Genomic DNA, 22,454 nt, shown 5'->3' with positions numbered 1-22,454 from the left:
AAAAAGCCACGGAAGAGCGAATCTTCTCGTGGCTTTTATACATAGTTAAATAAACTATGCTTACGGCTCGATTTTCGTTCCCTCCCTCTAAACGCTGACGAGGTTAGCTGACGGATTCGGACATGAGAGTTGCCCTACCTGTACGACACAGGATTCACCCCATTAAGAAAATCTTTGGTTTTCAAATATTCCAAAGATATCTCCTCAGTTGGTTCCCCCGCTTCCTAAGCGGAACTAAGCGAATTAAGAAATTGATATTTATTTTATGAAATAAATCATAATCCTGAACAATATAATTTGCAAGATATACTTTTACATAAATTGTAGCAAATTGACATGTAAAATCCTTATGAATCCGCTCTCATAAAAGCTTATCTTTGTTTATCTCATTATTTCACTGTTTTAAAGGGTACAAGATGTATAAAAAAATCCCTGGATCCTTTATTGGATTCAGGGATTCGTTCACGATAAGCCGCATTCTTAATTTCTAAATAAATTTTATCAAAATTCTAAACCAGCATTTGAAACAACGTGCTATCCTTATTCACTTCCCGATATATAAATCCCTTCGCTTTAATTCGTTCAATTAACGGAAGATAATCTTCTTTATCCTTTAGTTCAATTCCCACCAAAGCAGGTCCTCTTTCACGATTATTTTTCTTCGTATATTCAAAATGACTAATATCATCATTTGGTCCAAGGACATTATCTAAAAATTCCCGTAATGCCCCCGGGCGCTGTGGGAATTGGACGATAAAATAATGCTGCAGTCCTTCAAAGATCATCGAGCGTTCTTTAATTTCCTGCATGCGACCGATGTCATTGTTGCCTCCGCTAACGATACAAACAACTGTTTTACCCTTAATTTCTTCGGCATATGTATCCAAAGCGGCAATGGACAGTGCCCCTGTCGGTTCAACGACGATAGCATTTTCATTGTACAAGGATAAAAGAGTAGTACAGACTTTCCCTTCAGGGACAATCACAATATCGTCGACAATGTTTTTACAAATGTTAAATGTCTTGGTCCCAACCGTTTTAACGGCAGCACCATCCACAAACGAATCAATTTCTTCAAGTGAGGTCACTTCCCCTTTTGAAATTGATTCTTTCATCCCTGGTGCCCCCAGCGGTTCCACACCGATTAACTTGGTTTGCGGGGAAACATGTTTCATATAGGTACCTACACCGGAAACAAGTCCGCCGCCGCCAATGGCTGCAAATAAATAATCAATGTGTTCTTCGCAATCTTTAAGCAGCTCCACGGCAACCGTACCTTGCCCTGCAATTACATCAAGGTCATCAAATGGATGAATAAAGGTACGCTTTTCTGCTTGACTGCTGGCAACTGCTTTTTCGTAGGCATCGTCAAACGTATCGCCCACTAAAACAATTTCGACATTTTCCTTACCCCAAAATTTAACCGAATTGACCTTTTGTTTCGGAGTTGTATTCGGCATAAAAATCTTTCCATTGATATTGAGAAGATGGCAGGAGTAAGCGACTCCTTGGGCGTGATTTCCAGCGCTCGCGCAAATAATTCCATTTTTCAGCTCTTCTTCTCCAAGTTTCTTAATGCGGTTATATGCCCCGCGAATTTTAAATGAGCGCACACTTTGCAAATCCTCCCGTTTTAAATAAATATTTGCTCCATATCGTTCGGATAATAAATGATTATATTGCAAAGGTGTTGGAGAAATTACATCCTTAATGGTGTTGCTGGCTAGGATAATATCTTCTACACAAACGGTCTTTTCTTTTTTATGGACTTGCTGGTTCATATCGAATTCCCTCCAAATTGGTAATGTGTTTTTTTACTTTTCACAAGTGTTTTCATGAGTTACTTTCAATTTTTATACAACAAAAAACCCGCCCCCATAATGTATAGGGACGAGTTTGCTCGCGATACCACCCTACTTCCGCAGCAAAAAAGAAAACAAGCTGCGGCTCTCGATCAACGTACAATGAATACGTGTTCCGTTATAACGGCGGACTGTTCCGGCATAGCTTACTTTCATTTTTCGGCTACGCATCTCAGAGATGATTTTCAGATATGTCTTGCCATCGACTTCCACCATTTGTCGACTCTCTGGAGAACAAGGGGCAAATCCTACTCTTCTCTTCATAGACTCATGTTAAATTATTTATAAGGGTACCACTGGAAAAGTAAGACGTCAATATTTTTTGACTATTTATATAATTATGTTAATTTAAAAGCGCTTTCAAATCCAGAAACTGGATGTTCTATGACACCGGCGAACCTATAGATTTTTATAACAAATGAAGGAGCCCCATTACATGGACTCCTTCATTTGTTATTTTATTTCCGGGTGCTTTTTTGTGAACGTTAATTTTTATTCCTTTTTGATGATTCTATTGGCAAACTAAGCGGTACTTTGTATGGACTCGACACAGTTGAGGCAGTTTTAACCCTTATTAAATTAACGTTTCGTCCTATGTTAACAGAGCCAAATTCGCTTTTAGTTATATTCATCACAGGTAAATTTAAATTAATCATCAAGATTAGAATCCTTTTATAATCGATGAAGGGTTTTCAATTACATCCGGATCAATGATAGACGTCATGGGGAAGTTAAAACAGAAATCGCCGTTATTTAAAGAACCGGTTTGAAATTTTTGATTAAAAGCAGGAGTATTGAGGATTCCCCCAAGACCTGCTATATTAAGGGATCCCCCATGCTGGACCGTTGTGACCTTAATGGCGCCAATAAAGATTGGCAACATGTTGCACCTCCTAGTAGTAACCATTTGTATAGGCTGGAAAATCGATAACATCAGGATCATAAATTGGGTTATAGGTTACCATTGAATTACCATCACCATTGTTTTGCGTACCAATCTGGTTTTGAGTATGAGTGACAGGATTAATGTGGAAAGTCGTACCGATATTAACCCCTCCGCCACCGGCAACATAATTTATCTTTACAAAACCAATATTAATATTCATCATTTAATGGTTTTAGTCCACTTGTGTCTAAAGGAATCGCAGCCTGCGGGAGTTTTGCGTTTTCTAATTCTTTTATATCGTCAACTGGAAATTTTTCATCCCCAAAAACAATGGTATCCCCATGTGATTCTCCATATTTATTAAACGTCATTCCGACATTCACTGTTCCATTTAAGGCTGTAATTTTAAAGTTGTTAATGTTACAAATTAAATTTCCGACTAAAGCCATCCCACACCTCCTGAATGCCTGACTAGTATAGGATATGACTCAAATGAATTAATTGTGTTTTATTTATTCGTCAAAACGCATTGGAGGAGAATAATACCAAGTAACTATCAATGATAGTATCAAAATATGTCACCTGGTATTACTATTTATTCCTATTTGATTTCACTTCTCGACCAGAGCCGCTCACTGGATTCACGATAGAATGTATGGAGCTGGTGAACAAACTGTCCGTTCTTTCCTGGCATTTCTTGGTCTTCAAACTGGGAAATCGGCACAATTTCTTGAATCGAATTGGTGACAAACATTTCTTCCGCGCCGGCAGCATCCTGATAGCGGTAAAAGCCCTCTACAACCCTCATCCGATTACGTTTTGCCAGTTGGATAATAAACTGACGAGTAATTCCATTTAAAATTCCCGTACTTAGCGCCGGTGTATACAAGGTATTTCCATTTTTCCAAAAAACATTAGAAACAATCCCTTCAGCGATAAACCCTTCTTCTGTTAAAAAAATACCCTCACAATCAGCAGCGTCCCCAATCTCTCTTTTCGCTAGCATATTATTCATATAGTGATGAGATTTTAGACGATCCAAACCCTCAGGAGTATTTCGTTTCAGCTTGAGAATGACTGCTTTTTTTTCTGTCATTTCTTTCGCTACCGGCAGTGGTTTAGCGAAAATAAGAATGTTAGGTTCCATATACGGTGCAACCTGTAACCCAACCTCCCCGATTCCGGCAGATACATTAAACCGGATATAGGCATTGGTTAATTTGTTTGCCTCTAATAATTGCTGCAGGACCTTATTTGTCTTCTCACGATTAAAGTGCTTCCTAATATTCAAAACTTCTAACCCAGTATTTAGCCGTTCTAAATGATCATCTAATAAAAATGGATGTCGTTTATACACCCGAAACGTTTCAAAAAGTCCCATCCCATACAAGTAACCATGGTCGAAGGGGGATATTCTAGCTTCATCTTTGTTTACGATTTGACCATTGATGTATAGATACATATTAAGAACCCTTTAGCTCTAGATTTTTTTCTGAAACTTTATCATAATAATGAACGAAATTTCTTAAAAGATCTTTTCCTGCTGTAGTCATGATCGATTCCGGATGAAATTGAACGCCTTCAATCGGCAGCTCTTTATGACGGATTGCCATAATTTCTCCTTCATCTGTCCAGGCAGAAATTTCAAAGCAATCAGGCAGTGTCTCTCTCTTTACAATTAGGGAATGATACCTAGTGGCTGGAAATGGATTTGGAAGATTTTCAAAAATCGTTTTCCCATCGTGAAAAATAGCAGATGTTTTCCCATGCATAAGCCTCTCCGCTTGAACGACCTCGCCATCAAAGGCTTGAGCAATGGACTGATGACCAAGACACACACCAAAGATCGGAATTTCACCTGCAAATGACTTAATCGCCTCAAGGCTAATCCCTGCTTCATTCGGACTGCACGGACCCGGTGACACCATTAAAAACTTTGGCCGCTTGGCAGCAATTTCTGCAATCGTGGTTTCATTGTTACGCATAACAATCAATTCTTCCCCTAATTCACCTAAATATTGAACAAGGTTAAAGGTAAAAGAATCAAAATTATCAATCATGAAAATCATCGCATTTCCTCCGCCATTTCTTTTGCTTTCCATAAGGCTGCCGCTTTTTTAAGTGACTCTTTATACTCATGCTTTGGATTGGAGTCGATCACAATACCTGCCCCTGCCTGAACATGCGCTTTCCCTTCCTTTATAAGCATGGTTCGAATGACAATATTTAATTCCAAATCACCGCTAAAATCAATCCAGCCAAGTGATCCCGTGTAAATTCCCCTTTGGACAGGCTCGAGCTCTTCAATAATTTCCATGGTCCGAACCTTCGGCGCTCCTGTAATCGTTCCACCCGGGAATGTAGCGTTTATGATATCATAGCTTGTCTTATTTTCCGCTAACTCCCCTCTTACATTGGAAACGATATGCATTACATGGGAATATTTTTCGATGACCATAAATTCATTGACCTCGACCGTCCCGAATGTGCAGACTCTGCCAAGGTCATTCCGTTCTAAATCGACGAGCATCACATGTTCAGCCCGTTCCTTTTCATTTTCAATGAGCTCATTTGCAAGCTTTAAATCTTCACTTTCGTCCTTCCCTCGCGAACGGGTACCGGCAATTGGACGGGTGCTTACTTCCGTTCCGTTTTTTTTCACTAACAGCTCCGGGGAACCGCTCACCAATTGAAAGTCCGGTGTGTGCATATAGGCCATATAGGGAGAAGGATTTAAAACTCTTAATTGTTCGTATACATCAATCGCTTCAACTTGAATCGGCTTTGATTGCCGAACAGAGAGATTAACCTGAAACACATCACCCTGGGCAATGTAATGTTGAACCCTTTTCACCGCATCAATAAATTGCTGTTCATTCATAGACACTTCTAGATCTTCATAATTTACCGGATTTGTTTTAGACGGTGTGAATGGAGGATGCTTTTCCTTCCAGCTTGTTTCCCATTCGGAAACTCTCTCTTCTATAGCTTCATCCTTTTCATGCAAAAATAAAAGCCATAAAACTTGTTTTTGATGATCAAATACAAACCATTCTTTAAAAATAAAGAAATATAATTCCGGCAAAGACAAATCATCTATTGCGACTGTTGGGAGTTTTTCAATGTAACGTGCATAGTCATAGCTTATGTATCCAATTGCTCCTCCCTGAAAATCGGGAAGGTCTTTTTGTTTCTCAACATGAAATTGCCCCATCCATTCTTTGAATAATAAAAGGGGATTTCCTTTAAGAATTTCCGTTTCATGTTTATCTTGGATGTTTAATTGATTATTTTTTCCCGTAATAATCTTATCAGGATGAAAAGCGGCAATGCTATAACGGCCGCCCCTGCCGCTTTCAAGCAGCACGTGATGGTTTAAATCCCTTGCTATATATCGATATTGTGAAAAAAACTTCGAGCTCGTATAAGGAATCTTTTTACTATGTAGATGAAGCTGATTCAATGGCTGTCACTCCTATATCATTTATCATTTTCATCATACATGAAGTTTGTTCTTTTTTCATAGTAGAAATACAAAACATCAATTGTTTTACCTGATTTTTCATAAAAAACTGATGTATATAGTATTTTTAAATTTTTCTATTTAAATGAAATCGCTGTATAATGTAATCATTGATAACATATAAAGGAGAATGTCGATGGATGAATTTGTGAGGAAATTCCGAAATATTCCAACAACCTGTATTTCTGATGCAATGGATGGGTTAAACAATTTACATCCCTCTATTAAACCTCTAAAAGAAGATTACAAGCTTGCCGGTAGAGCTTTGACGGTTAAGATTCCTGTCGGTGATAATCTAGCAGTTTTAAAAGCAATTCGAGAAGCAAGACCGGGCGATATTATCGCTGTTGATGCTAAAGGGGATCAATATCGGGCGATTGCAGGCGATTTCGTCGTCGGTATGGCACAAACCCTTGGCGTTGCCGGAATTGTCGTCGATGGTGTCATCCGGGATATTGTCGGGATTAAAGCACTGAATTTTCCCGTCTTTTCAAAAGGAACGGCTGTTGCAGCAAGCGGAAAAGTAGGAGTCGGCGAAATAAATATTCCGATTTCCTGCGGTGGAACCACCATTCATCCGGGAGATATCATTATTGGGGATGCTGACGGTGTTGTCGTAGTCCCACAAACGATTGAACAAGAAGTCTTAACTAAATCGCTGGAAAAATTAAAGACAGATCAAGTTCGCGAAGAACAGATTGCTGGAAATCCAGAAGAAATTATTAAATATTTAGATAAAATGCTAACAAAATAAATCATTTAAAATTAAAGGAGAAAATTACCGTTTTATTTAATTGTTTTCATGTTCCCTACTCATCCGTGAGTGGGGAATTTATTTTTATTAAGATAAAATAAAAAACAGGCTCTAAAACAAGCCTATTTCTTATCTTATCTCTTATTAAGCTTTACGAACGTTAGCTGCTTGAGCTCCACGTTGACCTTGCTCAACATCAAATGTAACTGCTTGACCTTCTTCTAATGATTTAAAACCTTCGCCCTGAATCGCTGAGAAATGAACGAATACGTCTTCCCCGCCTTCACGTTCGATGAAACCGAATCCTTTTTCGCTGTTAAACCATTTTACTTTACCGTTTTCCATTTTTGTTGCCTCCTAGTGTTTTCCACACATTTGTATTACTATCCTTGCACTCAGTGATTATCCAGACGAAAAGTTAACACTTATACGATCCTTTACACCGGACAAAAATAATTCTTCTATAAAATAACATTTTTTGAAAGGGTTTTCAAGTGTGATGTGTTGCACTATCCATTTCCTAAATTCACAATATCACTTATTAGAGTTTTCAATTTAAAAATGTCCTGCCCATCCCTTGATCGCCTCGCACAAAGCATTCCAAATGATTTCTATATCATTCTCATTTGTTCGCCAATTACTGAATGCCGCACGTATTGCAGGAATCCCTTGATACATGGTTGGTGTCATAAACACACGTCCATCCTGTTTTAATAATTCAAGAAATTCCCTAATGTCATCCATCCTTAACCCTTCCTGCATTAGAGTAAAACAAACGACATTCAATCTCGTCGGAGCAGCCAACCTGAAAAATTAACTTTGTGATATCCGTTCGGTAAGTAGTTGTGCCATATCTACATTGCCTTCGACGATTTCCTTATATCCTTCCTGCCCATATGCCTTTAATGTAAACCATGCAGGCAGTGCACGAAAACGTCGGGAGTTTTCAGGTGTCAGATGAACAAACTCAGGACTTTCAATAGAATATATTTTGAATAACGTTGAAATCTTCGTTCATTTTTATAACCATTTTTTCACCCTCACAATGGACAATTTTTATCTCTTTTAAGTTAACATAATATTTTTATGAAAAACCAATTAAAACAACTGTTCATGGGAACCTTCTGAATAATCCAAGCTACTAAACCACGTTATAGACAAAACCTGCGATGTTGGTCAATCTATCTACAAAAAATAGTAATTCACCCTATCGTTCCAGATGTAGGGTATTTTATTTAATTATTCTTCTATCCCTTATGTAAAGTGGCTCACTTTGAGTATTAATAAAGTTTTTCTTTTGTACTGTTTCAATTAAGGCTCCTGCACCCACCTTTTGCTGTCAAGGGTATTTCAAAGCCCTCTCCCCCATTAGGATTTTGTCGTTTCAACGTCTGTTAGTTCCCGATATTTGCCTTGAAAGTATAAAAGGGGGTTCCCTTCACTTACTTTTAGATCTGTTACTTCACCAATAAATAAAACATGATCGCCTGCCTCGACCTCGTTATATAAAGTACAGGTAATGTTGGCCAATGCATTTTTAATGACTGGTAATTCATTAAATTGTTCGAAGCTGTACGGTGTATCCCCTTTAATTTGGCCTGCAAATCTCATGGATTCTGCTTGTTGATTGCCAGCTAAAAAACTAACCGCAAACTTTTTTGATTCTTGAATAAGCCCAAGCATTTTTGCTCGTTTATCAATGGAAACCAAAATCAACTTTGGATTTAACGAAACAGAAACGAAGGCATTTGCAGTCATCCCATGCGCCTCACCCTTCACTTCCGTTGAAACCACTGTAATGCCTGTAGCAAATTTCCCCATTGCATTTCGAAAAAAACGATCATCCAATTTCTTACACCCCAATTCACATTTATTTATTTTCAGTATATTCAGAATACATTGTATTTATTTTTTTTTCCACTTATAGCCACTTAAAATCTATATTTTAACAAAAGGAAGAATTAAAGAAGATAAACGGAAAAAGACCAGACACCTGTTTCGTGTCTGGTCCGGAAATAAACAGTTCTATTAACGGAAAGATTATTTAAACGGGTAAGACTTTAAAATTAATTTCCACGGCGCGCGAAATCGACAAACCGAAACTTGTCCAGACGGTGCCTGGATTCGGTGTATTGGAACAGGCTCATATCTTCTAAGTACACATAGTTTTTGACAACAACGACATGATTGTAGTCTTTTAAATCCAGATAGCAATTGTCTTCCTCGGTCGGTTCGTCTACTGTGATTTCCTTCTTGGCAAAGCTTATTTTAAGCCCCGCCTCTTGCTCAAGATATTCATAGATGGATCCTTCGCAGATCTCCGCTGTCAAATTCGTCACTACTTTTTTAATGAAAAAATCTTTGTCCAAAATGATACGCTCATGGTCCATTTCCCTTGAACGGATAACTTTCCAAACGGAATCCTTGCTGGAAATATGCAGCTGTTTTTGGAGGTACTCATCCGGATAAATTACCTCAAGCTCGTTAACAATTGTTTTCCATGGCCTACCCATTTTTTGAGCAATTTCTTTGAAACTCACCAAACCGGAAACAGGAAAATCGTAACGGCTTACATCAAGTACGAACGAGCCCTTTCCTTTTACCTTTTGGATGTAGCCATTTTGCGAAAGCAAGTTTAACGCTTTGCGAATGGTTTCTCTAGATGTTTGGTATTGCTCGACCAATTCATTTTCAGATGGAAGCTTGGTATTCGGCTTTATCTTCCCTGCTTGAATTTGCTTGATCAATTCATCATAAATCGATAAAAACTTATTTTCTCTCATTTGTTATCACCAACAATTTCAACTGATAGAAAATAGGCCATCTAAAATGTCCTACTTTCATTTCTTCTAATTTTATTGTACAGAGAAACTGCCGGTTACGTCAAAGTTGGTTATTTTTTCAAATGATAGACAACGGATTCATAAGGTCTTAACAGGAAGTTTTGTAACGTTTCACTTGAATCCGGATAATTCGAGAGCAATTTTTTTACGGAATAACCGTGAATGTCGATGTTGCTTGGCAGTGAGAAGCTTATTTTAGAATCGTAAAAATTGTTAATAATGAGAAGTTTTTCATTTTCAATGTTTCTGACGTACGCAAAAATATTAGGATGGTCTTCTAAAATTAATTGATAATCACCATCTGTGATGATGTTCAATTGTTTGCGAAGCTGAATGAGTTTTTGGTAATGATAAAAAACAGAGTTTAAGTCATCAACAGCGTTTTCAACATTGATCTCCCGGTAATTCGACGCCACCTTGATCCAAGGGGTTCCAGTTGTAAAACCTGAATTGGGTTCGTTCTTCCATTGGACGGGAGTCCTGGAGTTGTCGCGGGATTTTTGTTTTAGAATCGCAATGATTTTTCCTTCATCCATCCCTTGTTCCCTCAGGATATTGTAGATGTTTATTGTTTCCACATCGCGGTAGTCCTCAATTTGGTCGAATTTCGGATTCGTCATGCCGATTTCTTCCCCTTGAAAGATAAAAGGCGTTCCTTGCATCATGTGAATGGTGGTCGCAAGCATTTTAGCGGATTCTGTCCGGTACTCTTTGTCATTGCCATAGCGGGAAACGATTCTTGGCTGGTCATGATTGCACCAAAATAACGCGTTCCAGCCGCCTCCTCGATGCATTTCAGTTTGCCATTTTGATAGGATTTGTTTGAGAGCTTGAAAATCAAAATCGGCTTCCGACCATTTTTTTCCATTTGTATAGTCCACTTTTAAATGATGGAAGTTGAACGTCATGCTAAGCTCTTGACGGTCAGGATTGGAATATTGGATACAATCCTCGATGGTGGTTGAGGACATTTCCCCGACTGTCAGCGCATCATTTTTGGAAAAAACCTCACGATTCATCTCGTGGAGGAATTCGTGGATTTTAGGACCATCCGTGTAAAACCTGCGACCGTCTCCAGGTGGAATTGTTCCGTCATCCTCAGGGAAGCACTGATCCTTTGAAATGAGGTTGATAACGTCTAACCTGAAGCCGTCAACACCTTTATCAAACCAGAAATTCATCATTTCATAAACCTTTTGACGGACGGTTTCGTTTTCCCAGTTTAAATCGGCCTGGGTGACATCGAACAAATGCAAATAATATTGACCGGATTTTTCATCATATTTCCAAGCGGATCCTCCGAATTTCGATACCCAATTGTTCGGCTCGCTGCCGTCAGGTTTCCCATTACGCCAAATATAAAAATCACGATATGGATTGTTTTTAGAGGAGCTTGCTTGTTTAAACCATTCATGCTCGGTCGATGTGTGATTGACGACAATGTCCATGATGATTTTGAGGTTGCGTTTATGGGCTTCGGTCAAGAGCTTGTCAAAGTCTTCCATTGTACCGTATTCTTCATGAATCCGGTAGTAATCGCTGATATCGTAGCCGTTATCCCGCTGGGGTGACCGGTAAATCGGCGTCAGCCACAAAACGTCGACACCGAGCTCCTTTAAATAATCTAACTTCTCAATAATACCGTTAAGATCCCCAACACCGTTTCCTGTCGTATCATAGAAACTCTTAGGATATATTTGATAAACAGTTGCTTTTTTCCACCAAGGCTGTTTCATACTTTAACACCACCACTTTTTTTGGAAATCGACCTTTTTAGGAACCTAAAGAGGTCGATTCCATTTTTTTATTGATTTGATTTATTTTTACGGTTGAATTTGGAGAATACAAAGGTTAATACAATTGGTACAACAATGGCAATTGCCATACCGATAAAGAATGGTCCCCAATTTTGCGGGAAGATTGATAAGAACGCCGGTAATCCACCGACACCAACAGATGGTGCTTTTACCCCATTTATGGTAATGAACATTCCTGCAAGCGCTGAACCAATAATGGCTGCAAAAAAGGCGAAGCGGAATCTTAAGTTCACCCCGAACATAGCAGGTTCCGTAATCCCTAAGTAAGCTGAAATTGCGGAGGTTAATGAAAGTCCTTTTACCTTTTCATCTTTTGCGATAAACATCATCGCTAAAGCAGCCGAACCCTGTGCAATGTTGGACAAAGCTAACATTGGCCATAAGAAGGTACTGCCAGTGCTGCCGATTAATTGTAAATCAACTGCTAAGAATGTATGATGCATTCCTGTAATTACAAGTGGTGCGTATAGCAAACCATAAACTAATCCTCCGATTGCCGGTGCAGCATGAAAAATACCTACTACAGCCGATGTGATTACCTTAGCTATCGCAAAAGTGATCGGTCCAATGGCGATGAATGATAGGAATCCTGTTACCAATAAAGCAATCGGGGCTACCAGCAGTAACTGAAATGCATCCGGGATACGTTTTTTTAAGAAGATTTCCATTTTGGATAACACATAAGATGCCACTAATACCGGTAAAACCTGTCCTTGATAGCCAATTTTTTGAATATGAAGTCCAAATAAATTCCAGGTTGGTATTTCCTTAGTTGCTCCGTATGCCCAGGCATTTAATAAGTCCGGATGCACGAGCATTAAACCGAGTACAATACCTAATAGCGGGTTCCCGCCAAATTTCCTTACAGCCGACCAGCCGATTAATCCCGGCAGGAAGGTAAATGAGGTGTTGGCAATGAGGTTGATAATGCTTGCAAAGTCCTTCCATTGCGGATAAACGTCTACTAAAGATTTTTTATCAAAGAAAATTCCCGGTCCTGTTAAGACATTGTTAATTCCCATTAATAAACCGGCCGTTACGATCGCAGGCAAAATGGGTATAAAAATATCAGCAAGCGTTTTGATTGCACGCTGCAAAGGGTTCAAGTTCTTTTCGGCGGCATCCTTAATGTCCTGTTTAGTTGCATGACCAATACCGGTCATTTCAACCAATTCCTCATAAACTTTATCAACGGTCCCCTGGCCGATAACGACTTGGAACTGTCCATTTGTAGAGAAGGATCCCTTGACTAAATCAATCCTTTCGAGTGCCTCTTTGTCCACTTTTCCTTCATCTACTAAAGCGAAGCGAAGGCGTGTTACGCAATGGGTTGCTGCTGCGATGTTCTCTTTACCGCCTACAGCTTTGACAATTTGTTCGACTGATTGTTTATTAACTGCCATCTTTTTTTCCCCCTGTTACCGTTTACATTTCATCAAAAAGAAAACGGAATCTTTACTTATAAAAATAGTTATTTGTTCTTTGCTAGCATAGCATGGACGGTTTTTGCTAAAAAATACCTAAATCTCTCAATCTACTAAATCGCTTACAAATTAACTTGTATATACAGGTTGTCTTTCTGATACTATCTTATCCTGTATATACAAGTTTGTCAACAAGAAAAAAACTGTTTAAAAGTGATTTTTGCAGGCACGTTTAAACAGCTTCTATGTTTTATTGGAAATCAAACGCCATGACTATTACTTTTACGTATTATTATACAATTCTTTTGTTAATTTATAATCTTTCTTCTTCCTAAACAAAAGGATTTCCAAAAAATGGTTGTTGTTTAGTGTCACCTGTTTTCATTTAAAAAGGGAATATTAAATAAGAATCAAATTTTAAGGAGGTTAACCAATGCCCTACAAGAAATCCTTATTGATATACCTACTTTCATTCTTACTAGTGTCTAATGTTTCATCTGTTTCGGCGGCCCCTCCACCAAAAGAGCTTAATCAATATTTAGCGGAAATTGGATGGACCAAACAGGAGTTAATAGAGTATTTAAACTATTACGAAATTCCATTAGATAATTTTAATACGGCGGCGGAGTTAAAAAACATGTTAGGAACTCCGATTAACACAAATAATCTTCAGCAGCTGTTAACAAAATACAGCTTAACACAAAAAGAATTAGAAGACCTCTTGAATCATTTTGGTGATTCATTGAGTGAGTATAAGTTTATTGAAGATTTAGATACTTCCGTTGGATTTTATACAAACCACGATGATTTTATGGCTGAAATTGAGAATGAATTAGCCAAAGTAGGAATCACCGAGCAAGAAGTTGAGAAATTCTTTGGCTATTTGGCTCAAGTTGAAGAAAATAACAAAGCACAACTTGACCAACTGGATTCAATTGATGCTCGAATGGGAAAATTCGCAGATGCAAAAAACCCTGCTGAACTTACGAATGATGACATAAATGAATTAGCTCAAATAGTAACAGAGGCTATTGAACTTTATGAAATTCAAGTAAAGCTCAAGATGAATAATAAAAATATTTCCTTAAATGAACTTCTGAAAATGAAGGAAGCGCCCGGTAACCTATATACTGCAATCTACAGCAAAGCCGGTGAGCTATTAATTGATTTCACCATTCCTGCAGAAATTTTTCAGGGTGTAATTAATGGATGGGACGAGATGCTCCACTTAGGTGAGCTTTCAAATGAATTTGTAGATTATTTACATGAAGCAAAAAACCCTAGGTATAAATAAAATAAACCACCAAGCTAGTCTTGGTGGTTTATTCTATAATAGAATTCAGGGTGAAAATCTAGCGAATTACCTCTCTGCAATCCATTTGGGAGCCCACCAGTTTGCAGGACCAAGCAGCTTCATCAGCGCTGGAACCACGATAATACGGATAAGCGTTGCATCGATAAAAATGGCACAAAATAAACCTACACCTAATGCTTTGGTAATTTCTATATTTGTAAAAATAAATGAGCCAACGACCACCATTAAAATGAGAGCAGCACTGCTGATAAGACTACCTGTTTTCTGGAGGCCGAGAGCTGTACTTCTATTGTTATCCCCTGACCTATCATATTCTTCCTTGATTCTGGAAATTAAAAACACCTCATAATCCATGGAAATACCAAACACTATACAAAAAATAGTTACCGGCATAATGATGCTAACATAGCCGGTAGAGGTGATTCGAAGATCGTCAGCCCCCCATCCATACTGAAAAACAATCACAACAATACCAAGGCTTGCTCCAAGGCTTAGAATATTCATCATCACAGCTTTAATTGGAATAAGAACGGACCTGAAAGCTGCTAGCAAAATAAAATAAGTCACGGTTATTATAAACACCATTAAAAACGGAAGCCCCGAATAAATCCGATCCAGAATGTCAACACGCAATGCAGTTTGCCCTGTAACAAATGTTACCAGGCGACTATTTGTTACCTCCCTAAGCCTGTGAACAAGATTGGCAGCTCCCGCTGATCCCGGGTCAGCCTGCGGTACTATTGTCAGCAGTGCATAATTTCCCTGTGCTAACTTCTCGTTTGCCATTCGCTCTTGGGTAACCTTTGACTTAAGTAGCGTGGCCGTTTCTTCAGGTGTTTTCTGTCCTAAGAGATCTATATAACTGTGTACCTCCATTACACCGGGTAAACTGCGAATCTTGTCCTCATATGACTGAATGTTCTTAATCGAAGCGATTTCTGTGACATTCTCCTTAGCTTTTACCATAATATGAATCGGGCTTAATTTACGATTGTCATAGTTTGTTTTCAGCAATTCTGCCCCCATCCTGGATTCATAAGCAGGTGGCAGAACTTCTGCCGTCGGAACATCTAATCTCATACGTGCAATAGGCAGCATAAGTGATAGCAACAGAATACAAATTAAGATAGCCAAAAAGGCAGGCCGCTTCATAACAGCATTTGCAATTCGCTCCCACACGCCTGAGTTCTCCATTCTCCTTTGAGAATCAGGAAATACTTTGAGGGAATTGATATGGGAGCCCAAAATACCTAGTAACGAAGGTAAAAGTGTACATGATAGTGTCACTGTTGAAAATACAACCAGCACTCCGCCGAGGCAAAGCGAATAAATAATAGGTAATTTTATAAACAACATTCCAAATGTACCAATTAAGACTGCAAATCCTGAAAAAAACACAGATTTACCTGCAGTTTGAGTTGTCATTGCTACAGCTTCCTCTACTGATGCTTGTCTCTTTAATTCCTCCCGGAAGCGACTGACAAGAAATAGTGCATAATCAACGCCAATTGCTAGCCCTAGCATCATAACGATATTGGGAAGAAAATTCGAGAGAGAATGATATCCGGTAATATAATATGTAATTCCAAGTGTGAGGGAAACGCTCATAATCCCAATTAACAGCGGCAGTATAGCTGCCCAAACAGTACCAAAAATAAACAAAAGCACAATCAAAGCAATTGGAAGGCCGATTCTTTCAGAATGGGACATATCCTGTTTGGTCGCACGCTGTATATCGTAAAGTGTGGCTGTATCCCCGTCAACATAAGTGTTTATCCCTGCCGGCTTAACAATCAGCCTTCTGATCTCCGGAAAATGGTTAAGTGCATTTGCACTCTTAAGATTCAGTTCCACAATCACTGACTGAATTCCCTTATTCCCATTTGTCCGCGGAGTCTTATTTATTTTTATACTTTCAACATAGTTAAGCTTTTTTAATTTGTCTAATGATGCTAAGATAGCTTTTTTTTCTTGTTCACTGGTTAAATCTAAACTCTGACTTGAATAAACAATGTTTATCATCGAAGTGGGAGTTCCCAGTTCCCTCTGCATCATTGAGAAACCAAAGTCCGATTCGCTCCCCTTAGGAGTTAATCCACTATCCTTTAACTTATCAGGAAGTTTTTGGGCAAAAAAAGCTGAAATGATAAACAATAAAATCCAAAACAGCGCTAACTTCCAGCGATGTTGGTACATTTTCAACCCCCAGTGCCAAAAGAAACATTTTCTCTCAATTTCTCTCATACGTTCCCCCTCTTAGCTGTCCACTATGGAGATAGGATTACTCATTTCGCACCATTTTATGAAACAGAGAGTATAAAGAGCAAATCACAATGTCCGTGGAAACCAAAAATGTTTAATAGTTAACATATTTCAACAAATAGATTCATACAAAAAACAGAGGGAATTTTGGTGCATTACTGAAAGGCATAAATTGCGATCAGGGAGGTTTATGTATGATTCAACAAAAAATCAAACTTAACAGGAAAGCTCTGCACCCGCGTTTTATTACTCAATTGGTTCAGGAAGCATCTCGTTTCAATTCCGATATTTTTCTTACTCATAATGGAAATAAAGTGAATGTAAAGTCAATTATGGGTATATTATCTCTTGCAATTCCCACACAGGCTGAAATAACTTTAGAAGCTTCGGGTCAGGATGAAACAGAAGCGATTGATCAGGTTATAAAAAAATTAGAATCATTGAGTTAAAACAGCCTTCAGGAAACTTAAAGTAATTTTCAAAAAATATGCCCTCCTCATTGAGAAGGGCATTATTTGAAAGGATATCTTGAATAGTTGGTTTCATCAATCATTAATGAACCAATTTTACATGATAAATATATATCTTTAATATCTTCTTCATTAATTCTTAAAATCCACTTCTTATAATGAAATTGTATAAAACATTTCACTTAAAAGGAGGATTTATATGTTTTTAAAAAAGCTAACCGAAAATAGACTGGTTACGATTGATTATTATTCAAATGGAGCTTTACAAACTTTCAGGGGTCGAGTTTATAGATTAAATCTACTTGAACAAATTCTTTCTTTAAAAGATGAGAAACAAAAGTTATTCTCAATCCGTTTATCTGGAATTAGACAGATTTATTAACTTCTTATTTTTCAAATTAATTCTTATTCTACTTTGTAACTTAGACCGAATGGGTCTGGGTTTTTTATTTTTTCCGGAACAAATTTAAGATTTTAACTGAATCTATTCCTGATATTTAATTGTAATGCCCTTATAACACTATTGACAAATTGTAATGCTATAATCCTGAACTATGAATAGTTCGAACATTTTGAATAAAAAGACCTTTACGATTTCTTTAAATCAAAGAGGTATGGGATTGATCAGAAAGAGATTTATGGTGCTAAGTTTGACACTATTGCTCGCAACGGGAAATTTATTGTTTATTCAAAGAGTGTATACCGCATCTTCAGGAAGAGTAATTCGGATTTAGGTATTAGCTTCGTTTACCAAACAATAAAACTATGACATTTATAATCAAATTGGCATGAGAGGGATGTATATGTTAATTCGTTATAAAAAAATTTATCAAAAAATTGCAATGGGTCTTCTATCATTTATGCCGAACGAAAAGGATCTACAAAATCTTCAAAAAACCATGAATGAATACGTAACAGAACAAGATCGCCAGCTCTTCCTGTGGAAAGAAGAGGAAGGTTTCATTGGACTTATGGGAATAATGAAGGATGATAACCAAATTCAGTTACAACATATTTCAGTAAACCCTTCCCATCGTGATCAAGGATTTGGCAAGCGAATGGTTAATACTTTAAAAGAACTTTACCCCAATACAACAATCATATCCCATGAAAACACAGTTGCTTTTATCGAAAAATGTAACCTGAATGATCCATTGAAAAAAGAAAGTGAAAATAATTTTGTGCTTATTTTGTTTTAATTCTTTAAACAACTTTAACCTAACATTTTTAACTGGCATAGACAATTTCATAAATTATCCAGTCCGAATAAAGCTCCGCTTTCGGACTGGCATAATTAACTTAGAAGAAAAGTCTTACAATCCGCCGCAAGATGGATTTCTATTTTTTGTTTCCTGTAATGTCTGTTCCTTTGAAACAGATTCTAATCCATATCCTGTTGAACTAATTTCTAACACTTCTTCATTAACCCGTCTATTCACATTAAGATGTAAATCATCATTCTTCTCACCTAAATTGAATTTTTCCATATTGGAGCCTCCCGGAGTTTATTTAATATCAGATACGGTTTCTACTTTTCGTCGCTTGGAATAATCTGTTTTGATTCAGCTTTTTCTGTAGTAATTGACTTAGGAGATCCCGTGTTGGTCATATTTTCAACTGCTTGGCCAACTGTGGTGGTAACATTTAATTCATGCTCAGGAAGTCGTTGACTTTTCAAAATATGGTCCCTCTTTTCCCGTTATTTTTTTGATATTATCATCTTTTAATGTTCCCTAACCATGAAAGGATATAAGATGGAAATGTTTAAAGTTAATCCAAATTCTTGTAATCATTTTTTATATACATTTTAAGAAGCAAAAACGGTTAAGGTAAAAATACAGCGAAGAGGCTAATACCAAAGATTTTACGATGAAAGAAGGAAGATATATGTCTAAAGATACTAATGACAAACAAAAAATACCTGTAGGTAATAGTAAACAGGATATGGATGGCGGACCAATTACGGGTAGTTTAAATAGCGATAACTCATTTAGCGAAAATGGGCTGGAAAATGACAGACTACTTCGTGAAGCGGCTAAAGAAGGAAATTCCACAATAATTTAGGTAAAAAATAAATGGCCTCGATTTAGAACCGAGGCCATTTGGAAAAAAATAAGTAGTTTTATAGTATTCTTACAAGGTTATTCTCTTTCCAGCAAGGCTGCACCTGCGATACCCGGGTGTGTCATTTCGTACGGATCCAGAATCAAATCCAGCTCTGCCTCCGTCAAAACATCATATTTCAGACACAGTTCTCTGATTGGCGCCCCGCTCAAGATTGCCTCTCTTGCGATTCGAGCCGCTACTTCGTACCCAATATGCGGGTTAACTGCTGTAATCACACCGACACTCTTTTCTACATACTCTCTTAACCTATCTTCATTTGCTTTTATCCCTTTAACACAGTGGTCGGTAAAAACGCGGAATGCATTATTCATAATGCTAATCGACTGAAGCAGGTTAAATACAAGGACCGGCTCCATGACATTTAATTCAAGCTGACCCGCTTCCGATGCGAGGCAAATCGTATGATCGTTTCCAATTACCTGGAATGCTACTTGGTTAATGAGCTCTGCCATAACCGGATTTACCTTACCCGGCATGATGGAGGAACCAGGCTGACGAGCCGGCAACGTAATTTCGCCTAACCCTGCTCTAGGGCCTGACGCCATTAACCGTAAATCATTGGCGATTTTAGACATATTCATCATACATACTTTCAATGCTGCAGAAACCTCTGTGTAAGCATCTGTATTTTGTGTGGCATCGACAAGATGTTCAGCACCGACTAGCGGTAATCCGCTGATGTCTGCGAGATATTTTACGACTAATTCAATATAACGCGGATCAGCATTTAATCCAGTACCGACTGCTGTCGCCCCCATATTCAATTCATATAAATGTTGGCGGGACTGCTTTATCCGCTTGATGTCACGTGCAATAACCCGTCCATAGGCTTCAAATTCCTGACCAAGACGAATCGGTACAGCATCTTGAAGATGGGTACGTCCCATTTTAATGACATGATTGAATTCTTGAGCTTTCTGTTGGAAAACACTATGCATATCTTCCATGGTTTTCAACAATTTTTCTTGAAGATTTAATACGGCGATATGAATAGCTGTCGGAAATGCATCGTTTGTCGATTGAGACATATTGACATGGGTATTAGGGCTGCACTGTGTATAGTCTCCTTTTTCTTTCCCAAGTAATTCGATGGCACGGTTGGCAATGACTTCATTTACATTCATGTTTATCGATGTGCCGGCTCCTCCTTGAATGGGGTCCACGATAATTTGGTCATGCCATTTTCCGTCCATAAGTTCCTCTGCAGCCTTTACAATGGCTTCCCCAATTCCGGAATAGAGACGTTTGACGTCCATATTCGCCAATGCAGCTGCTTTTTTTACGGTTGCCATTGCTTTGATTAATTCTTCATGGATTCGATATCCTGTGATTGGAAAATTTTCGACAGCACGTAGCGTTTGAACTCCGTAATAGGCTTCAACAGGTACTTCCTTTGTTCCTAAAAAATCCTTCTCGACTCGCATGTGCTCTGTGGTCGTTGCCATATAATACCCTCTCCTCTATTTAACGCAAAATCTGGATTGTTTCCTATTACACCATCAATCTTCTTTTTCAGATTTAATTGTTAAATCCTCTGCCAAAGGAGTTTCGATGATTTCCTTTACTTCTTCTGATTTGTTCGTTTGTCCTAGAGCCCACATCAGTTTAGCAACGATTGCTTCCGTGTTCATATCTCCGGATAAAATAACATTATGCTGTGCGACCTTACGCCCTACTTCATAAAGAAGTAAATCTTCCCCTTCTTCTAAGCATTGCGTTGTGATTACGACGGCAATCCCCGCTTCTGTAAGCTCTTGAATTTTTGAAAGCAGGTTCCGTCCTTCAAAAGGTAATCCTCCGTTGCCAAAGCTTTCAATAATTATTCCCTTATACAAATTTTTCAGGGAATCAAATATTTCCGGTTTTGTACCAGGGTACAGTTTCATAAGAAATACGTCTGTACATAATTTAGTATTTAGTGAAGGTATGTTTCCGGTGGCTGTAGGTTTCCAATGATATTTTACTTCTTTTTCATTCACATTGGCAACATAAGGGTGATTCACGCTTTCAAACGCATCATAACTTTTAGTCCTCATTTTTACGGCTCTTGTTCCGATAATGACCCGTCCATCAAAAACGATGAACACTCCGCCAATATCCTCACATGCAAATCGAAGAGCGTCCGCTACATTTTTCTTTGCATCAGTTTTTTTGAAGCTGATCGGAACCTGTGAGCCGGTTAACACAACAGGCTTCCCTAAATCTTGAAGCATATAAGACAGCGCAGCTGATGTATAGGCCAACGTATCTGTCCCATGTGTAATCACAAATCCGTCGTAATGATCATAATGTGTAAAGATGGCGGTAGCTATTTCTACCCAATGCTCAGGCTGCATATTGGTACTGTCGATGTTCATTAAGATTTTCGAGTCAATTTCTATATTCTGTGATGATCTAGGTAAAAAATGAAGCAGTTCCTCAGCAGATAAACCAGGAACGAGCCCCTCATTTCCTTTCACAGATGCAATTGTTCCACCAGTAGCTAGCAATAATATTTTCTTCATAATCAACATCTCCATAGAGTGAAAAATTGTTGTTTTTTTCGCGTAATGCGTATTTATATTAATTATTATAGTACTATTTTAAGATAAATCAAGATTTTGTATTCGATTCGCGTACTTTTTTCTGTTCTAGTCAATTTTCCTGTGGTATAATGAGTTCAATATTAAAGAGATGGAGTTTGAGACGTATGCTGCAACGTTTATCAGAATTAAGAAAAGAGCGAAAATGGTCCTTGCAGGATACTGCAGATCAACTTGGAATTGCAAAGAGCACCTATGCCGGGTATGAGTCCGGATACCGTGAACCTTCATTACAATCGTTGTCACAAATAGCGGATTTATTTGATACTACCGTAGATTATATATTGGGACGAACAGAAAAGGACCAACCACATATAGAGATTACAGACCTCTTCAAAAACTCTGAACATACACTCTCAATAGACGGTGAACCGTTATCAGCCGATGAATTAATGGACTTTGTGGCTTTTGTGAGGATAAAAAGAGATTTAAGGTCCAAAGAGATGAAGAATGAGCAGTCATCTTAACCAGAAGTATAATAGGTTGTAAAAAAATAAACAAAAGATGGCAGATGAGAATGAAATATGATCTCTACTGCCATTTCTTATTATCCAAATTATTTATTCAATGAACGAATGTTATTTTACTT

Annotated in this window: 26 protein-coding genes, 1 riboswitch and 1 other annotated feature; of the genes, 7 read left to right on the top strand and 19 right to left on the bottom strand. The window is 38.1% G+C overall.

Annotated elements, in window-relative coordinates; translation table 11 throughout:
- Positions 1-76 precede the first annotated feature (76 nt).
- A riboswitch (cyclic di-AMP (ydaO/yuaA leader) is annotated at positions 77-251 on the bottom strand.
- Between the two features lie 258 nt (positions 252-509).
- The 7 genes from ilvA to pabB form a co-directional block, all read right to left on the bottom strand.
- Positions 510-1,781 (bottom strand): threonine ammonia-lyase IlvA, encoded by a 1,272-nt coding sequence (ilvA, locus tag AC3ANV_RS12335; protein WP_488313867.1) that lies wholly within the window; start codon positions 1,779-1,781, stop codon positions 510-512.
- Between the two features lie 102 nt (positions 1,782-1,883).
- Positions 1,884-2,135, bottom strand: a binding site (T-box leader).
- A 388-nt stretch (positions 2,136-2,523) separates the two neighbouring features.
- Positions 2,524-2,745, bottom strand: a complete 222-nt coding sequence (locus AC3ANV_RS12330; protein ID WP_488313866.1) for a hypothetical protein — start codon at positions 2,743-2,745, stop codon at positions 2,524-2,526.
- A 10-nt stretch (positions 2,746-2,755) separates the two neighbouring features.
- The gene (locus tag AC3ANV_RS12325; RefSeq protein ID WP_488313865.1) at positions 2,756-2,971 is read right to left on the bottom strand and encodes a spore germination protein; all 216 of its coding nucleotides are present in this window, start codon (positions 2,969-2,971) and stop codon (positions 2,756-2,758) included.
- Complete coding sequence (locus AC3ANV_RS12320; RefSeq protein ID WP_488313864.1) at positions 2,958-3,197, bottom strand: hypothetical protein; 240 nt, start codon at positions 3,195-3,197, stop codon at positions 2,958-2,960. Before AC3ANV_RS12320 ends, AC3ANV_RS12325 begins: the two co-directional genes overlap by 14 nt.
- A 152-nt stretch (positions 3,198-3,349) precedes the next feature.
- On the bottom strand, positions 3,350-4,210 hold the full coding sequence (gene pabC / locus AC3ANV_RS12315) for an aminodeoxychorismate lyase (RefSeq protein WP_488313863.1): 861 nt from the start codon (positions 4,208-4,210) through the stop codon (positions 3,350-3,352).
- 1 nt (position 4,211) lies between these two features.
- Entirely contained in the window at positions 4,212-4,817 is a 606-nt protein-coding gene (pabA, locus tag AC3ANV_RS12310) for an aminodeoxychorismate/anthranilate synthase component II (protein WP_488314201.1), read from the bottom strand.
- Positions 4,814-6,211 (bottom strand): aminodeoxychorismate synthase, component I, encoded by a 1,398-nt coding sequence (pabB, locus tag AC3ANV_RS12305; protein ID WP_488313862.1) that lies wholly within the window; start codon positions 6,209-6,211, stop codon positions 4,814-4,816. The genes pabA and pabB overlap by 4 nt, the downstream gene beginning before the upstream one ends.
- A 196-nt stretch (positions 6,212-6,407) precedes the next feature.
- On the opposite strand from pabB, the gene AC3ANV_RS12300 reads away from it, so the two are divergent.
- A complete protein-coding gene (locus AC3ANV_RS12300) occupies positions 6,408-7,025 on the top strand; it encodes an RraA family protein (RefSeq protein WP_488313861.1) in 618 nt (205 codons plus the stop codon).
- Positions 7,026-7,169: 144 nt separating this feature from the next.
- On the opposite strand, the gene AC3ANV_RS12295 is transcribed toward AC3ANV_RS12300, so the two are convergent.
- From AC3ANV_RS12295 to treP, 7 genes are all read right to left on the bottom strand, one after another.
- Positions 7,170-7,370, bottom strand: a complete 201-nt coding sequence (locus AC3ANV_RS12295; RefSeq protein WP_028401851.1) for a cold-shock protein — start codon at positions 7,368-7,370, stop codon at positions 7,170-7,172.
- A gap of 210 nt (positions 7,371-7,580) precedes the next feature.
- The gene (locus tag AC3ANV_RS12290) at positions 7,581-7,769 is read right to left on the bottom strand and encodes a hypothetical protein (protein ID WP_488313860.1); all 189 of its coding nucleotides are present in this window, start codon (positions 7,767-7,769) and stop codon (positions 7,581-7,583) included.
- Positions 7,770-7,838: 69 nt separating this feature from the next.
- On the bottom strand, positions 7,839-7,949 hold the full coding sequence (locus AC3ANV_RS12285; protein ID WP_488314200.1) for a hypothetical protein: 111 nt from the start codon (positions 7,947-7,949) through the stop codon (positions 7,839-7,841).
- 444 nt (positions 7,950-8,393) lie between these two features.
- Positions 8,394-8,873, bottom strand: coding sequence for a flavin reductase family protein (locus tag AC3ANV_RS12280; RefSeq protein WP_488313859.1), 480 nt, complete (start codon positions 8,871-8,873; stop codon positions 8,394-8,396).
- Positions 8,874-9,091: 218 nt separating this feature from the next.
- Positions 9,092-9,808 carry a trehalose operon repressor gene (gene treR, locus AC3ANV_RS12275; protein ID WP_488313858.1) on the bottom strand — a complete coding sequence of 239 codons (717 nt, stop codon included), beginning with the start codon at positions 9,806-9,808 and terminating at the stop codon, positions 9,092-9,094.
- 110 nt (positions 9,809-9,918) lie between these two features.
- Positions 9,919-11,604 carry an alpha,alpha-phosphotrehalase gene (gene treC / locus AC3ANV_RS12270; protein ID WP_488313857.1) on the bottom strand — a complete coding sequence of 562 codons (1,686 nt, stop codon included), beginning with the start codon at positions 11,602-11,604 and terminating at the stop codon, positions 9,919-9,921.
- Between the two features lie 68 nt (positions 11,605-11,672).
- Positions 11,673-13,088 (bottom strand): PTS system trehalose-specific EIIBC component, encoded by a 1,416-nt coding sequence (gene treP / locus AC3ANV_RS12265; RefSeq protein WP_488313856.1) that lies wholly within the window; start codon positions 13,086-13,088, stop codon positions 11,673-11,675.
- A 454-nt stretch (positions 13,089-13,542) separates the two neighbouring features.
- Between treP and AC3ANV_RS12260 the strand changes: the two genes are divergently transcribed.
- Complete coding sequence (locus AC3ANV_RS12260) at positions 13,543-14,403, top strand: processed acidic surface protein (protein WP_488313855.1); 861 nt, start codon at positions 13,543-13,545, stop codon at positions 14,401-14,403.
- Between the two features lie 66 nt (positions 14,404-14,469).
- Here AC3ANV_RS12260 and AC3ANV_RS12255 read toward each other — a convergent pair whose 3' ends face one another.
- On the bottom strand, positions 14,470-16,668 hold the full coding sequence (locus AC3ANV_RS12255) for an MMPL family transporter (protein WP_488313854.1): 2,199 nt from the start codon (positions 16,666-16,668) through the stop codon (positions 14,470-14,472).
- Between the two features lie 212 nt (positions 16,669-16,880).
- On the opposite strand from AC3ANV_RS12255, the gene AC3ANV_RS12250 reads away from it, so the two are divergent.
- From AC3ANV_RS12250 to AC3ANV_RS12240, 3 genes are all read left to right on the top strand, one after another.
- Positions 16,881-17,135, top strand: coding sequence for an HPr family phosphocarrier protein (locus AC3ANV_RS12250; RefSeq protein WP_488313853.1), 255 nt, complete (start codon positions 16,881-16,883; stop codon positions 17,133-17,135).
- A gap of 220 nt (positions 17,136-17,355) precedes the next feature.
- Positions 17,356-17,538: a YolD-like family protein gene (locus AC3ANV_RS12245; protein WP_488313852.1), complete on the top strand. Its 183-nt coding sequence runs from the start codon at positions 17,356-17,358 to the stop codon at positions 17,536-17,538.
- 421 nt (positions 17,539-17,959) lie between these two features.
- Positions 17,960-18,355, top strand: coding sequence for a GNAT family N-acetyltransferase (locus AC3ANV_RS12240; RefSeq protein ID WP_488313851.1), 396 nt, complete (start codon positions 17,960-17,962; stop codon positions 18,353-18,355).
- 114 nt (positions 18,356-18,469) lie between these two features.
- On the opposite strand, the gene AC3ANV_RS12235 is transcribed toward AC3ANV_RS12240, so the two are convergent.
- A complete protein-coding gene (locus tag AC3ANV_RS12235) occupies positions 18,470-18,643 on the bottom strand; it encodes a hypothetical protein (protein WP_488313850.1) in 174 nt (57 codons plus the stop codon).
- Between the two features lie 41 nt (positions 18,644-18,684).
- Positions 18,685-18,834 (bottom strand): hypothetical protein, encoded by a 150-nt coding sequence (locus AC3ANV_RS12230; RefSeq protein WP_488313849.1) that lies wholly within the window; start codon positions 18,832-18,834, stop codon positions 18,685-18,687.
- A gap of 209 nt (positions 18,835-19,043) precedes the next feature.
- On the opposite strand from AC3ANV_RS12230, the gene AC3ANV_RS12225 reads away from it, so the two are divergent.
- The gene (locus AC3ANV_RS12225; protein ID WP_488313848.1) at positions 19,044-19,220 is read left to right on the top strand and encodes a hypothetical protein; all 177 of its coding nucleotides are present in this window, start codon (positions 19,044-19,046) and stop codon (positions 19,218-19,220) included.
- Positions 19,221-19,297: 77 nt separating this feature from the next.
- Here the strand turns inward: AC3ANV_RS12225 and aspA are convergent, their stop codons facing one another.
- Both aspA and AC3ANV_RS12215 read right to left on the bottom strand, forming a co-directional pair.
- Positions 19,298-20,728: an aspartate ammonia-lyase gene (gene aspA / locus AC3ANV_RS12220; protein ID WP_488313847.1), complete on the bottom strand. Its 1,431-nt coding sequence runs from the start codon at positions 20,726-20,728 to the stop codon at positions 19,298-19,300.
- Positions 20,729-20,782: 54 nt separating this feature from the next.
- Positions 20,783-21,787 carry an asparaginase gene (locus AC3ANV_RS12215; protein WP_488313846.1) on the bottom strand — a complete coding sequence of 335 codons (1,005 nt, stop codon included), beginning with the start codon at positions 21,785-21,787 and terminating at the stop codon, positions 20,783-20,785.
- A gap of 185 nt (positions 21,788-21,972) precedes the next feature.
- Here AC3ANV_RS12215 and AC3ANV_RS12210 point away from each other — a divergent pair, with 185 nt between their 5' ends.
- The gene (locus AC3ANV_RS12210) at positions 21,973-22,332 is read left to right on the top strand and encodes a helix-turn-helix domain-containing protein (protein ID WP_488313845.1); all 360 of its coding nucleotides are present in this window, start codon (positions 21,973-21,975) and stop codon (positions 22,330-22,332) included.
- Positions 22,333-22,454: the final 122 nt, after the last annotated feature.

The organism is Neobacillus sp. DFD-2R (genome assembly GCF_057747865.1).
The sequence above is the reverse complement of the archived record's forward strand: the minus strand, read 5'-3'. Positions and strand labels throughout refer to the sequence as shown.